The sequence below is a fragment of the Ectothiorhodospira shaposhnikovii genome (genome assembly GCF_016584105.1).
GTDB classification, from domain to species: Bacteria; Pseudomonadota; Gammaproteobacteria; order Ectothiorhodospirales; family Ectothiorhodospiraceae; genus Ectothiorhodospira; species Ectothiorhodospira shaposhnikovii.
In genome coordinates, this window is sequence record NZ_NRSM01000017.1 from 33,396 (window position 1) to 47,638 (window position 14,243).

The following is a 14,243-nucleotide window of genomic DNA, read 5'->3' on the forward strand; positions in this document are numbered from 1 at the left end:
TTTCCATGACCGATTCCACCGCTACCGACGGGCTGCTGACCGTCCGTGACTTCATTCGCTACGGCATGAGTCGTTTCACCGCCGCGGGCCTGAGTTTCGGCCATGGCACCGACAATGCCCTGGACGAGGCCGCCTGGCTGGTGCTTCACACCCTGCACATGCCCCATGACATGACCGGTCCCTGGCTGGAATGCCGTCTCACCCGGGACGAACGGGAGCGGGTGACGGACCTGCTGGAACAGCGGGTACAGACCCGCAAGCCCGCCGCCTACCTGACCGGTCAGGCCTGGTTCATGGGGCTGGAATTCTTCGTGGACGAGCGGGTGCTGGTGCCCCGCTCCCCCCTGGCGGAACTGATCCAGCAGGGTTTTGCGCCCTGGATCGAGGCCGCGGCGGTGCATCGGGTGCTGGACCTGTGCACCGGCAGCGGCTGCATCGGCATTGCCTGCGCCCATGTGTTTGACGAGGCGAAGGTGGATCTGGGCGACATTTCCCCCGATGCCCTGGTGGTGGCCCGGGAGAATATCCGTCGTCACGGGCTGGAAGGGCGGGTGGAAGCGGTGCGGTCCGATCTTTTCAAGGACCTGGGCGAGCGCCGCTATGACATCATCGTCAGCAATCCTCCCTATGTGGACGCCCGGGACATGGCGGCCCTGACCCCGGAGTTTCGTCATGAGCCGGAACTGGGACTGGCCTCGGGTCCGGACGGCCTGGATGCGGCCCTGGAGATCCTGCGGGCGGCGGCGGATCACCTCAACCCCGGCGGCATCCTGGTGGTGGAAGTGGGCAACAGCGCACCGGCCCTGGAGGCGCGTCTGCCCGACGTGCCGTTCACCTGGCTGGAATTCGAGTCGGGCGGGGAGGGGGTCTTCCTGCTGACCGCCGAGCAATTGCAGGCGCTGGATCTGTAGGGGCGAACCGGAAAAACCGTCCCGGGATGGACGTCGACTTGGCACAAGTCACCAAAATCCCCCAATACGTTCGGCACATCCGTCCCGAGCGGTTACAATAGACAGTTACATTCCTAGACCGGGTACCCATGCCGTCATGAGCTTGTCGCAGACCATCGATTTCGATCTGGACCTGATCAACCGTTACAACACGGCGGGTCCCCGCTACACCTCCTATCCCACCGCCGTGCAGTTCCACGAAGGTCTGGATGCCGATCGCTACGCGGAGATTGCCCGGGGCACCAACGCCAGCGGCCGTCCCCTGTCCCTGTATTTCCACATCCCCTTCTGCGACACCGTCTGTTTCTACTGTGCCTGCAACAAGGTGGTGACCAAGGACCGCGCCAAGGCCCGCCCCTACCTGGACCGGCTCTACAAGGAAATGGCCCTGCAGGGTGAACTGTTCGACCGCAGCCGTCCGGTGACCCAGCTGCACTGGGGTGGCGGCACCCCCACCTTCATCTCCCATGACGAGATGATCGAGCTGATGGACAAGACCCGGGAGCACTTCAGGCTGCTGGATGACGACACCGGCGAGTATTCCATTGAGATCGACCCCCGCGAGGTGAGCGACGATACCCTCTCCCTGTTGCGCAAGCTGGGTTTCAACCGCATCAGCCTGGGGGTTCAGGACTTTGACGAGACCGTGCAGAAGGCCGTCAACCGGGTTCAGACCGAGTCCCAGGTGATGAACGTGCTGGACGAGGCACGGCGTCTGGGCTTCCGCTCCACCAGTGTGGACCTGATCTACGGTCTGCCGCACCAGACCCCGGACACCTTCGGCGACACCGTGCGTAGGATCATCGAAGTGAACCCGGCCCGGGTCTCCGTGTTCAACTACGCCCACCTGCCGGATCGCTTCAAGCCCCAGCGTCGCATTGACGAGGACGCACTGCCCAATCCCGCCGACAAGCTCACCATTTTGCAGCAGACCATCCAGCAGCTCACCGAGGCCGGATATGTCTACATCGGCATGGACCACTTCGCCCGTCCCGACGACGAACTGGCCGTGGCCCAGCGGGATCACACCCTGTATCGCAACTTCCAGGGCTATTCCACACACTCCAACTGCGACCTGATCGGCCTGGGTTCCACCAGTGTGGGCGTGGTGGGTAACAGCTACAGCCAGAACCACCACGACCTGGAGAAGTATTACCAGTGTCTGGATGAAAACCGTCTGGCCGTATTCCGGGGCGTGGAGCTGGATACGGATGACCTGCTGCGGCGTGACGTCATCACCCGTCTGATCTGCCATTTCGAGCTGGCCTTCGAAGACGTGGAGCGGGCCCACGGCATCGTTTTCGGGGACTATTTCGCCCTGGAGCTGGACGGGCTCAAGCCCATGGAGGCCGATGGCCTGCTCAAGGTCACCGGCAATTCCATCACCGTGCAGCCCGCCGGCCGCCTGCTGATTCGCAACATCTGCATGGTGTTCGACCGTTACCTGCGCCAGGCTACCGAGCAGCGCTATTCCAGGGTGATCTGAGCGTGTCGGGCAACACCATCGGCAAGCTGTTCACGGTCACCGGCTTCGGTGAGAGCCACGGGCCGGCCATCGGCTGCATCGTCGATGGCTGTCCGCCCGGACTGGCCCTGTGCGAGGCCGACCTGCAGCAGGACCTGGAGCGGCGGCGGCCGGGCAAGACCCGGCACACCACCCAGCGTCGGGAACCGGATCAGGTGAAGATCCTTTCCGGGGTGTTCGAGGGGCGCACCACCGGCACCCCCATCGCCCTGATGATCGAGAATACCGATCAGCGCTCCAGGGACTACGCCGACATTGCCCGGCAGTTCCGGCCGGGCCATGCGGACTATACCTATCATAAGAAATACGGCCTGCGGGATTACCGGGGCGGCGGCCGCAGCTCCGCCCGGGAGACCGCCATGCGGGTGGCTGCCGGGGCCATTGCCAAGAAATACCTCCGGGAGCGCTTTGGCGTCCAGGTGCGGGGCTATCTGGCCCAGCTTGGCCCCATTCGTGCCCAACGGGTGGACTGGTCCGTGGTGGAGACCAATCCCTTCTTCTGTCCGGACCCGGACCGGGTACCGGAGATGGAGGCCTACATGGACGAGCTGCGCAAGTCCGGCGATTCCATCGGCGCCCGCATCAATGTGGTGGCCACCGGGCTACCCCCCGGCTGGGGCGAGCCCATCTTCGATCGCCTTGATGCGGACATTGCCCATGCCATGATGGGCATCAACGCGGTCAAGGCGGTGGAGATCGGTGACGGTTTTGCCTGCGTGGAGCAGAAAGGCACCGAACACCGGGACGAGATGCTGCCCGAGGGCTTTGCCTCCAACCATGCCGGAGGCGTGCTGGGAGGCATCTCCAGCGGCCAGGACATTCGCGTCAGCATTGCCCTGAAACCGACTTCCAGCCTGCGCATCCCGGGGCGCTCCCTGGACGTGGACGGCCAGCCGATCGAGGTGATCACCACCGGACGTCATGACCCCTGCGTGGGCATTCGCGCCACTCCCATCGCCGAGGCCATGCTGGCCATCGTCCTGATGGACCATGCCCTGCGGCATCGGGGACAGAACGGCGATGTGTCGGTGACCATGGCGGACATACCCGCGGGACAGCCCTGAGCGGTTGTCCCGCCGCTCCATCACGTAAAACCCCATGCCTGCCGCCTACTGGAAACTCTCCAGCTTCTATTTTTTCTATTTCGCCAGTATCGGCGCCTTCATGCCCTACTGGGGGCTGTATCTGAACGAGCAGGGGTTCTCCGCCGGACAGATCGGTGAACTGATGGCCATCGTGCTGGCCACCAAGATCATCGCCCCCAATGTCTGGGGCTGGGTGGCGGATCATACGGGGCGCCGCACCCTGGTCATTCGCATCGCCGCCGCCCTGGCCATGCTGTGCTTTTCCGGATTACTGTTCTACAGCGGCTACTGGTGGATCGCCGTGGTGATGGCCCTTTTCAGTTTCTTCTGGAACGCGGCCCTGCCTCAATTCGAGGCCACCACCATGAACCACCTGGGCAAGAGCACCCATGCCTACAGCCGCATCCGGCTCTGGGGGTCCATCGGTTTCGTGCTTTCCGTGGGTTCCCTGGGGGCAGTGTTTGAGCGGGTGGATGTGGCCGTCCTGCCCTGGATCGTGTTGGCGCTGCTGGGCTTCATGTGGCTGAGCACCCTGCAGGTCCGTGACGGTCAGGCGCCGGTGCATGAGTCCACCCCCGTCTCCCTCTGGTCCACCCTGTCCAGTCCCGCAGTGGTCCTGCTGCTGCTTGCCTGTTTCATGATGCAGGCCAGTCATGGCCCCTATTACGCCTTCTTCACCCTGTATCTGGAACTCCACGGCTACACCCGGACCATGGCCGGTTATCTCTGGGCCCTGGGGGTGCTGGCGGAGGTGGGCGTGTTCCTCATGATGCACCGGTGGCTGCCCCGTTTCGGCGCCTGGCCGTTGCTGGCGGTGGCCATGTTCGTCACCATGGTGCGCTGGGCCCTGCTACCGCTGTTCGTGGACAGTCTGCCCATCATCATCCTGGTACAGCTCATGCACGCGGCCAGTTACGGGCTCTATCACGCGGCCGCCATCTCCCTGGTGCACCAGTTTTTCGTGGGGCGCCAGCAGGGCAGGGGGCAGGCCCTGTATTCCTCCCTGAGCTTCGGCATGGGCGGGGCCATCGGTGCCCTGATCAGCGGCTATGTCTGGGACGGTTTGGGGCCGGCCTGGGTCTATGTGATGGCCTCGATGATGGCCGGTCTGGGCTGGCTGGCCGCCATGGCCGGCAGCCGGGCCTGGAAGGCTGGCTGGGGGCGTGCTCCATCTTCCCGAAGCAGCCATTAGTACTACAGCCGCGACTGAATAAAACCGTGGTGTCTGTGGTTGATGTATAGGCAATCACAGGCCGAATGATGCAAGGGCTGGAACTTTCCCTCTCGGCATGGACGGCGGTTTACTGGCGTTGCGACTGATCTTCTCAACCCTGGACGCCTCGAAACAGCGTGGGGCCCGCAAAGAGCGCCGCCCCGATAAGAAGGGTCAGCACCAGCAGCGACACGCCCGCGGTGGGCCAGTCGCACAGGCGGCGTTCCACGCGTTCGATCACGTTTGCGATGACGCGGCCGGCGCGTGCGGTTATGCCCCCGAGCACCAGGATATCGCCTTCCGGCACGCGCGGCAGGGCCGCGCCGAAACGGCGTAGGGCGAGTACAAGGACGCTACCAAGCAATACCGGCCAGGCGGCGGCCCAGAGCACCTTGGGGGCGAGGCTCTGCGCGACGGTAACACCCACGAGTGTGGGGGCCAGCGCCCAGGGCAGGGCCACGGCCAGGAAAGCCATCAGTAGCCAGGGAACCAGCAGACCGGCCTTGGCCCGGGCCGCCGGGGACTCGGCACGGGTATCGGCGAGCCGGAACAGGAAATGCAGCATCAACAGGGTACTGCCCGCCGCCGCCACGGTGACGAGGGTCGCAACGAGCCCGTCCCCCAGCGGCGTCTTGGCGGCGAGCTTGGCCAGGGCCCCTCCCGTGAGCGGCAGACCGCCCAGCGCGAGCGCCAATAGCCCCGCGGGAAGTACCAGTGTCCAGTCGCGTCGCCCCCCCGAATGGGCGGCGACGCCGACGGAAAGGAACAGCGCCCCCTTGACCAGCACGTGATGCGCGGCGAGGAAGGCGGCCGCCATGGTGGCCGAGGCATTGCCCGTCTCCAGACCCATGCCGAGCACCGTCGCCACGCCGCCCATCTGGCTCACGCTGGAGTAAGCCAGCACCGTCTTCGGGTTCTGTTGGGTGATGCCGACGAGCACGGCGTAGAAGGCGGTCAGCAGCCCGATCACGGTCAGCGCTGTGCCCCAGCCGGTCAGGCCCGGGTCGAGAGGCAGGAACAGAATCAACCCGATCACGCCCGCCTTGATGATCGCACCACTGAGAACCGCCGAGGCCGGCATGGGGGCCGCGGGGTGTGCGATCGGCAACCAGACGTGCAGAGGCAGCAGGCCTGCCTTCAAACCGAAGCCCGTGATCAGCAGCCCGATGATGTAATGCCGGGCGGGATTTTCGGGCAGCGCCGCGACGACGTCCTGGATCGCGATGCTGGAACCCGGCGCATACGCGGCGAGCAGCGCGAAGGCAAGCAACAGGCAGACTTCCCCGAATACCGCGAGGCCGATATAGAGCACGCCGGCCTTGCGCGCCGAGGGGGTATCGTCGTGGGCGACCAGGCCCCAGGCAGCCAGGCTCACGATGGCAAAGGCGATGTAGAAGGTCAGCAGATCGCCCGCAACGAATACCCCGAGGCTACCGCACAGCGTCAGCAGCCACCACTGGGCAAAACGCGCGGCGTTTGGACCCTTGCCCATGTAGCTTCGTGTATAGATCCCCGCGATCATCCAGAGCAGCGAGGCCGCGCCGAGCAGCACGGCTGCAACGGGATCGAGTGAAAAGGTCAGATTGAGGCGGGAATCGTCCAGCACCAGTGGCTTAGCGTCGTGGGCCAGCAGGGCCGCGGCCAGGCCGGGCAGCGGAGCCAGTCCGAGCAGCGCCGGCATGCGGGCGCGAACCCGCGGGGACAGGCAGGCCGCCAGCATCGCGAGCGGGACGGCCCAGGCGGCGATCAGCAGCAGGCTATTCACAGGGCGCGTCCGATGTGGACGATGTAGAGAGAGGCCAGCGGCACCAGGCCGACGCCGATCGAGAGCAGCGCGAGGCCGAGCACCAGAAGTTCCCCGCGCCGGTCCACCGTGGAGCGCAGGGGCAGCGCCCTATCCGACCGGGCCAGGGCACGGGAAAGTACGCGGAACAGGTAACCACCGGTCAGCAGCCCCCCCGAGACGATGATCAGGATCCACCACCACTGCGCACCCTCGATGGCGGCACGCAGCAGCAGCCACTTGGCCATGAAGCCGCCGCTTGGCGGCAGGCCCATCAGCGAAAGGCCGGCCAGCCCGAACGCAAACAGGGGTACGGGCAGTACGCGTCCGATGCCCTCCATGTCCAGGATGCGGTCGTGTCCGATCGACTTCGCGATCAGACCTGCCGCCAGGCACATCGAGGCCTTGGCCAGCGCATGCGACACCGCTTGCAGGATCCCGCCCGTCCAGGCCGCGGTGCCGAGTTGGGTGGCGCTTGCCAGCGGGAAGGCCAGAAACAGGTAGCCGATTTGCGCCACCGTCGAATAGGCGATCAGCATCTTCAGGCGCGCCTGTCGCAGGGCAAGCACACTTCCCACCAGGATCGCGGCCGCTCCCAGGGCCCCGAGCAGTTGGGCCGCCATCGGCGTCGCCACGCCGGGTAGCGCATCCACCCACACCCGGATGATGAGCACGAAGGAACCCTTCACCACCAGTCCCGAGATCAACGCGCTGGCGGCCGCCGGGGCAGCGGCATGGGCGGCGGGGAGCCAGATGTGCAGGGGGAACAGGGCGGTCTTCGTGAGTAGCCCCACCGTCATCAGTGCGGCTGCCAGCTGGGTCGTGGGTTCGACACGGACGCGCTCGGCGAGCAGGGCGATATCGAGCGTGCCGTAGGACCCGTAGAGCAGCGCCACGCCCAGCAGGAACAGGGCGGAGCCCAGCAGCGAGAAGAGGAGATAACGCAGGGCGGCGGTCAGGGCCTCCGGGCGTCCGCTCAGACCGACCAGCGGGACGGCACCGAGGGTGAGCAGTTCCAGTGCCACGAACAGGGTGAACAAATCCGAAGCGAGAAAGACCGCGTTGAGTGCGGCCCAGATCGTCAGCAACAGAGTCCAGAACACCTGCGGTGCCCGGGTCTCGGGTATTCCACGTGGCATGCCGAAATCGGAACGGGCATAGAGTCCGGCCGCGCCGATCACGACCGCGGTGGTGGCCAGCATCACGATGGAGAGCCCGTCGGCACGTAGCAGCACACCCAGGGGGGGCGCCCAGCCGCCCAGCACATATTCCAGTGCATCGCCGCGACGGATCACGGTGGCGGCGATGGCGACGACAATGCCGAGTTCGAGCGCCAGCAGCACGAGCCCGATCCGTCCCGCATGCCGCCCCCCCAGTATCAACAGCAACGGGATGCCGAGCACCGGCCCGAAGATCGCAAGGACCAGCAGGAAACCCTCGGGTGCCGCGGTCGCGGGACTCATGAATCAGCGTCCTTGCCGTCGCCTGGGGCAGGTGGCTCAGGCCGTAGTGTCACCCGGCCGGTCTCGGCGAACAGCCGAAGCATGATCGCCACGGCGAGTGCGGTGCCGGCAAGTGCCACGACGATGGCGATGATCACGAAGGCTTGGGCCACCGGGTCCGCGGGGAACCCGGCTGTCGCCCCTTGGCGGAGGACCACGCCGAAGACGAGAAACAGGCCACCGCCCAGAACGTTGAATGCGAGAATCTTGCGCAGTGGATGGGGCTGCGTCAGAAGCCCGTAGAGGCCCAGGCCCACCAGCGCGGCGGCGAGCAACCCATACAGCGTGGTGATGGTCGGTGTCACCGTTCGGCACGCTTCGCGTCTTGCGCCGCGGACATGCCGGCCGGGAGCGGGGAGGGCGGCTGCCTCGGCGGACTTTCCAGCAGCATGACGAGCGCGACCGCCACCGAAACCACGATGCAAAGCACCGCGATCAGACTGCGCATGGCCGGGCCGGGACGCTCCGGGATCGCGGCTTCCTCGCTGGCACGCATGCGCGCGGCGGCAGATAGCAGCAGCACGCCGGTCACTATGGCCACCGCTGCCTGGGTCAAGGCCACTTCCACTGTGCCCAGGCGCACCCAGACCAGCCCCAGCAACAGGCCGAAGGCAATAAAGCCCACCGCCGCCGCAAAAGTGGCCCGCGCGACATGGATCCAGATGGCGGCAACCAGCACCCACATGATCAGTCCGAGCTCGATGAACCCCGGGCCGGTCATGCGGCGCAGGACCACTGCCGTGCGAAGCGTGCCGGCAAGCGGTTCCCCATGGTGCCCGCCAACTGCACCAGGAGCCGGATCACAGGCTTCTGGTGCACGGACAGTCCGCGAAGCATGTGCATCTCACCTGCGTCATTGGCTCAACATCCCGGTGCGATAGGGGCTGATCACCATGCCGGCCTGTAGTCGGTCCACACCCGCGGAGACGATCTTCTGGCCACCGTGCAGCCCCTCCAGCACGACCACCATGCCGTGACCGGCCTCGCCCAGGGTCACCGCCTGGCGCGCGATCGCGTAGGTCTCCGGGTCGACTGCCCAGACGAAAGCATCACCCGCCTCGGTTTTGCCTACCGCGCTAAGGGGAATATGCAATACGGACCGAAGGTAGACGTTGGGGCGTGCGTAGACGGTTGCGGTCATGCCGGGCAGCAGATTGATGTCCTCGGGCCGGTCGATTGCCAGGGTCACCCGGAAGCTCTGCGTGACGGCGTCTGCCCGGGTGGCGATCTCGGTGACCCTGGCGGGGAATGCCCGGTCGGGGGCCGCGGCGAAGACGGCCTCGGCGACAGGCCTGTCCCGCGGCAGTTCTCTCAAACGCCCCAGTACCCGTTCAGGGAGATCGACGACCACCTCCAGCGCCTCGGACGCCTCCAGCAGCAGTACTGGTTGATCGGCCCGAACCCTCTGGTGGTTTTCGATCAGTGTGGCGGCGACGATGCCGTCGAAGGGGGCCGTGAGCGTTGCGTCCTCAAGGACCTTGCGCGCCTGCGCGGTGCGTAGCGTCGCGATCTCGAATTCGGCCCGCTTCCGGTCCACTTCGGCCGGGGTCACCGGCGACACGGGCGAGCCGGCCAGTCTGGAGAAGCGCAGGAAGTCCGCTTCCGCAAGCGCCAGCCGGGCCTCCTCCAGGGCAACACGGTTTTTCAGGTCGCGCGGATCGAGCTGGGCCAGCAGTTCGCCGGTTGCAACCCGCTGCCCGGCGACCACCGGCCGTTCGCTCAGCAGCCCGGCCACGGGGAAGGCCAGCTCCGAACGCCGGGTCGCCTGTACCCGTCCCGGCAGTTCCAGGATTTCCTCGTCAACCCCCACCACAAGCGTCTGTACCAGGGGCGCCCGCCCGGTCTCATCCAGGATGGTACGGGCGGCGGTCTGCGCCTGGGCCGTACCGGCGTGCAGCAATACCAACACCAGCAGGATCATTTTCATGTTCCTCTCCTCAGGATGCCGGCACCGCGGGACCGGGGTCCACGGGCTCGTCCCTGGATCGCGACGGCACCCGGTACAGGGTTGCGTACAGTACCGGCACCACGACCAGCGTGAGTACCGTGGCAAAGCTGAGTCCGCCGATGATGGTCACGGCCATGCCGACGAAGAAGGGATCCTGGAACAGGGGCAGCATGCCCAGCACCGTGGTGCCCGCGGCCATCACCACCGGTCGGATGCGGCTGACACCGGCGTTGAGCACCGCATCCAGGGGCATCCTTCCTTCGCGCAGTTCCAGGTTGATCTCGTCCATCAGCACGATGGCATTCTTGATCAACATGCCGGACAGTGCGAGGAAGCCCAGCAGCGCCATGAAGCCGAAGGGCTCGTTGGCCAGGAGAAGCCCGACGGTGACACCGATCACGGCGAGCGGCACCGTGAGCATGATCGCCAGCGGCTGGCGCAGGTTATTGAACAGCAGCACTAGGATCAGGACCATCAGCAGCAGCGGCACCGGTATGCCGGCGGCTATGTAACGCTGGGCACGGGCCGAGTCCTCGAACTCGCCCCCCCACTCCAGACGGTAGTCCGGCGGGAGTTCCAGCGCATCGATCTGGGGCTTGACCGCGGCCAGCAGGGTACTGGCTAGCTCGCCGGGAAAGGCGTCGGCCCGCACTTCAATGGTGCGCACGCGATCACGCCGCATGATGATCGGGTTGTCCCACTCCACCTCGAAACCGCTGACAACCTGCCGTAGCGGGATTGCCTGTTCGGCCGCTGGGCTCCAGACTTGCACGTCGCCGAGACTGGCGACGTCCCGCCGTTCGTCCTCCGGCGCCCGGGAGATGATGGGAATCAGGTCGTCGCCCTCGCGATAGAGACCGACCATGTTGCCCTCGGTCGCCCGCTGCAGGGCGCGCGCCAGCTGGGGCCGGTCGATGCCGGTGAGCCGTGCCTGCGCCTCGGAGAACTGCGGCGCCAGCACCATCGTCTGCTGACGCCAGTCCGTGGTTGCGATCTGTGCCAGTCCGGAATCGGCGATGATCCGTTCGGCCTGAGCCGCCAGGTCGCGCAGGACCTCCGGGTCCGGACCGCTGAACCGTGCCCGGACCTTGAATGCGCCGCCGGGTCCCAGCTGGAACAGGTTCACGACCGGCTCGCCGTTCGGAAGCGTGTCCCGGATGAAGTCGTAGACATCGAGCGTGAGGTCACCGATCCTGCGCCGGTCATCCACCTCGACAATCAGCTGACCGTAGCTGCGGTTGGGGTCTTCCGGCGTGTAGGTCAGCTGGAAGCGCTGCGCGCCGCTGCCGACGAAGCTGGAGACGGCGACCACCTCTTCCCGGGAGAGCAGGTAGTCCTCGATGACCTTCATGTCCGCCGAGGTGGCGTGGATGTCGGCCCCCTGCGGCAGGTAGTAGTTGACCATGAACTGGGGCTGGGTCGATGGCGGGAAGAATCCTTCCCGAAGCATGCCGAAGCCGATGATGGCCAGGACGAGGAGGCCGACCGTCGCGGCCAGGGTCAGGTAGCGGACCCGGATGCAGAGCACCAGGAAGCTGCGATAGGTTCGGTAGAACCGGCTCTCACCGCCGGAGGACGCCTTTTCCGGCTTCAGGAACAGGTGGCAGAGCAGTGGGGTCAGGGTCAGGGCCGTGATCCAGCTCAGCAGCAGCGAAACCAGCATCACCACGAACAGGGAACGGGTGTACTCACCGGTGTTGTCGGCGGAGAAGCCGATGGGGACGAAGGCGAGCACCGCGATGCCGGTTGCGCCGAGCAGGGGCATGGCCGTCTGCGCGATGATCTCCTTTGCGGCCTTGATCCGCTCCATGCCCCGGGTAATACGCACCAGGATCCCGTCCGTGACGACGATGGCATTGTCCACCAGCATGCCCAGCGCGATGATCAGTGCACCCAGCGAGATGCGTTGCAGGGTGATGTCCAGCGCATACATCACGATCAGCGTGCCAAGGATGGTCACCAGGAGCACGACGCCGATGATGAGGCCGGAGCGCAGCCCCATGAACACCAGCAGCACGACGATGACGATGGCCACGGCCTGGGCGAGGCTGACGATGAAGTTGTTGATCGCCTCGGTCACCGCGCGGGCCTGGAAGGCGATCACGTCGATTTCGATGCCGACGGGTGTGAGCGGCGCCAGCTCCGCCAGTCGCCGTTCCACCAGTTCACCCATCACCACCACGTTCCCGCCCGAGACGGTGGAGATGCCCAGTCCGATCGCCGGCTTGCCGTTGAAGCGCATCAGGGCCGTGGGCGGGTCCTGGTAGCCGCGGGTGACGGTCGCCAGGTCACGTACCCGGATCAGCCGCCCCTGGCCGGTGGGATCCGGAATCAGCACATTGGAGATGGCCTCCACGGAATCAAACTCGCCGGTGGGCCGCACGACGATCCGGCTACCCCCGACGCTGACCCGTCCGGCGTCGGTCACCGTGTTCTGCTCGCCGATGGTCCGGTACACGAGTTCCAGCGGGATGCCCAGTTGAGCCATTCGGGCGCGTGAAACCTCAAGGAAGATGTGCTCGCGCTGAACGCCGTTCAGCGCGACGCTCGCGACACCGGGAACTTGCAGGAGTTCGCGGCGCAACAGGTCGGCGTAATCCTTCAGCGCCGAGTACGAGAAGCCCTCTCCGGTGATGGCCAGGTACACACCAAAGACGTCCCCGAAATTGTCGTTCACGACGGAGGGGAGCGCCCCGGGCGGCAGGCGGGACTGGGCGTCGCCGACCTGGCGTCGGAGTTCGTCCCAGATCTGCGGCATTTCCGCGGCCGTATAGGCCTGCTGGATCTCCGGTGTGATGATGGACAGCCCGTCCGTGGACTGGGAGGTGATGCGCCATAGCTGCGGCATCTGCTGGATTGCGGTCTCCAGCACGTCCGTGACCTCGCGCTGGACCTCCTCGGCGCTGGCCCCCGGGTACTGGGTCACCACCTTGGCCACCTTGATCGTGAACTCGGGGTCCTCCAGCCGCCCCATGTTCTCGTAGGCGAAGATGCCGCCGCCGATGGTCAGGAAGGTGATGAACAGGACGATGACCTTCTTGTGAATCGACAGCTCGGCGATGTTCATCATCAGTCCCTCGTCCGGACTTGCTCGCCGTCGGCGAGATAGGCGGCACCCGCGGTGACCACCCGGTCACCCTCCGACAGGCCCTCCAGCACCTGAACGGTACGGCCGCTCAGACCCCCGATCCGCACGAACCGCCGCTGCACCGTGGACTGCTCGGGGTCCAGCACCCAGACGAAGGATGTGCGATCGGAGGTGGCCTGCAGTGCTTCCACCGGGAGAAAGTGCATGGAACGGATGTCCACCACCGCGTAATGGGGGACGAAGCTTGCACTCATGCCTGGGAGGATGTTGGCCCCTTCCGGAGAGGGCAGGCCGAGAACTGCACGGTAGGTATTGGTGCGGGGATCCGCGCGCGTTTCCAGCTCCTTCACCGAGACCGGGAACTGCCTCCCCGGCAGCACTTCGAAGCTGACCGTTCCGACCTCCGTGCCGAGTAGGGACCGGCCGGCGGGCAACCGCACCACGTCGAGTTCGGGTAGCTGGATGCGGACCTCAAGCCGGCTGATGTCCTCGAGCAGAAGGATGGGTTCGCCGGCCTGCACGGTCTGAAAATTTTCGACGAGGCGGCGGGCGACGCGGCCCGGGAACGGGGCCAGCAGCTCGGTATCCTCCAGGCGCTTTTGCGCCAGGGCCAGTTCGGCGTCGGCCACCTGGAAGCGCGCGCGGGCCTGGTCCCGCTCCGCCGCCGTCACCACCCCGGATGCGAAGGCCCTTTCAATGCGGTCCAGCCGGGATCGGGCCTCGTTCCGGTCCGCCCGCCGCCCGTCGCGCTCGTTCAAGAAATCGCGGGGGTCGATCCGGGCCAGCAGCGTTCCCGCCTCCACGAACTGCCCCTCCTGGATGGGAAGATCGATCAGCGGCCCGGAGACGATGAAGGCGAGTTCGGCACGCTGATCAGCGCGCACCTCACCGGGAAACTGTCGGCGCGCCGGCAGTTCGGGGGGAGGCAGCACTACCGCCTCGACCAATCGCGGAGGCAACCCCGTCACATCCTCGGATCGACCTCCGCAGGCGGTAAGCAAGACCAGTGCCGCAAGCGCCGGAACCAGAGCCCATCTGATCCTTGCGGAAGACTCCGGTACCTGACCAAGGGTCGGAGTGAACCTGACGATCCGCCACCATACTGAACGCAAGCGCACAGCACCCTCCCTCGGCCCGCCGAGCGGTTTT

At 66.0% G+C, this 14,243-nt stretch carries 11 protein-coding genes; 4 read left to right on the top strand and 7 right to left on the bottom strand.

Going from position 1 to position 14,243, the window contains the following annotated elements:
* Positions 1–5: 5 nt before the first annotated feature.
* The 4 genes from prmB to CKO35_RS10940 all read left to right on the top strand — a co-directional run bounded on the left by prmB (position 6) and on the right by CKO35_RS10940 (position 4,752).
* On the top strand, positions 6–911 hold the full coding sequence (gene prmB / locus CKO35_RS10925; RefSeq protein ID WP_200175939.1) for a 50S ribosomal protein L3 N(5)-glutamine methyltransferase: 906 nt from the start codon (positions 6–8) through the stop codon (positions 909–911).
* A gap of 136 nt (positions 912–1,047) precedes the next feature.
* The gene (hemN, locus tag CKO35_RS10930; RefSeq protein WP_200175941.1) at positions 1,048–2,436 is read left to right on the top strand and encodes an oxygen-independent coproporphyrinogen III oxidase; all 1,389 of its coding nucleotides are present in this window, start codon (positions 1,048–1,050) and stop codon (positions 2,434–2,436) included.
* A 2-nt stretch (positions 2,437–2,438) separates the two neighbouring features.
* Entirely contained in the window at positions 2,439–3,539 is a 1,101-nt protein-coding gene (aroC, locus tag CKO35_RS10935) for a chorismate synthase (protein WP_200175948.1), read from the top strand.
* A gap of 34 nt (positions 3,540–3,573) precedes the next feature.
* The gene (locus CKO35_RS10940; protein WP_200175950.1) at positions 3,574–4,752 is read left to right on the top strand and encodes an MFS transporter; all 1,179 of its coding nucleotides are present in this window, start codon (positions 3,574–3,576) and stop codon (positions 4,750–4,752) included.
* Between the two features lie 133 nt (positions 4,753–4,885).
* Here CKO35_RS10940 and CKO35_RS10945 read toward each other — a convergent pair whose 3' ends face one another.
* From CKO35_RS10945 to CKO35_RS10975, 7 genes are all read right to left on the bottom strand, one after another.
* Positions 4,886–6,538, bottom strand: coding sequence for a proton-conducting transporter transmembrane domain-containing protein (locus CKO35_RS10945; RefSeq protein ID WP_200175956.1), 1,653 nt, complete (start codon positions 6,536–6,538; stop codon positions 4,886–4,888).
* Positions 6,535–8,019, bottom strand: a complete 1,485-nt coding sequence (locus CKO35_RS10950) for a complex I subunit 5 family protein (RefSeq protein ID WP_200175958.1) — start codon at positions 8,017–8,019, stop codon at positions 6,535–6,537. Before CKO35_RS10950 ends, CKO35_RS10945 begins: the two co-directional genes overlap by 4 nt.
* Positions 8,016–8,363, bottom strand: a complete 348-nt coding sequence (locus CKO35_RS10955) for an NADH-quinone oxidoreductase subunit K (protein ID WP_200175959.1) — start codon at positions 8,361–8,363, stop codon at positions 8,016–8,018. The genes CKO35_RS10950 and CKO35_RS10955 overlap by 4 nt, the downstream gene beginning before the upstream one ends.
* Positions 8,360–8,779, bottom strand: coding sequence for a hydrogenase subunit MbhD domain-containing protein (locus CKO35_RS10960; RefSeq protein ID WP_200175961.1), 420 nt, complete (start codon positions 8,777–8,779; stop codon positions 8,360–8,362). Before CKO35_RS10960 ends, CKO35_RS10955 begins: the two co-directional genes overlap by 4 nt.
* A 132-nt stretch (positions 8,780–8,911) precedes the next feature.
* The gene (locus CKO35_RS10965) at positions 8,912–9,985 is read right to left on the bottom strand and encodes an efflux RND transporter periplasmic adaptor subunit (protein WP_200175963.1); all 1,074 of its coding nucleotides are present in this window, start codon (positions 9,983–9,985) and stop codon (positions 8,912–8,914) included.
* 10 nt (positions 9,986–9,995) lie between these two features.
* Complete coding sequence (locus CKO35_RS10970) at positions 9,996–13,076, bottom strand: efflux RND transporter permease subunit (RefSeq protein ID WP_200175965.1); 3,081 nt, start codon at positions 13,074–13,076, stop codon at positions 9,996–9,998.
* Positions 13,076–14,053: an efflux RND transporter periplasmic adaptor subunit gene (locus tag CKO35_RS10975; protein ID WP_200175967.1), complete on the bottom strand. Its 978-nt coding sequence runs from the start codon at positions 14,051–14,053 to the stop codon at positions 13,076–13,078. Before CKO35_RS10975 ends, CKO35_RS10970 begins: the two co-directional genes overlap by 1 nt.
* Positions 14,054–14,243 lie beyond the last annotated feature (190 nt).

Coding starts and splice junctions, on each gene's coding strand:
- prmB (WP_200175939.1), top strand. CDS start 6: ATGACCGATTCCACCGCTACCGACGGGCTGCTGACCGTCCGTGACTTC.
- hemN (WP_200175941.1), top strand. CDS start 1,048: ATGAGCTTGTCGCAGACCATCGATTTCGATCTGGACCTGATCAACCGT.
- CKO35_RS10940 (WP_200175950.1), top strand. CDS start 3,574: ATGCCTGCCGCCTACTGGAAACTCTCCAGCTTCTATTTTTTCTATTTC.
- CKO35_RS10950 (WP_200175958.1), bottom strand. CDS start 8,019: ATGAGTCCCGCGACCGCGGCACCCGAGGGTTTCCTGCTGGTCCTTGCG.
- CKO35_RS10960 (WP_200175961.1), bottom strand. CDS start 8,779: ATGACCGGCCCGGGGTTCATCGAGCTCGGACTGATCATGTGGGTGCTG.
- CKO35_RS10965 (WP_200175963.1), bottom strand. CDS start 9,985: ATGAAAATGATCCTGCTGGTGTTGGTATTGCTGCACGCCGGTACGGCC.
- CKO35_RS10970 (WP_200175965.1), bottom strand. CDS start 13,076: ATGATGAACATCGCCGAGCTGTCGATTCACAAGAAGGTCATCGTCCTG.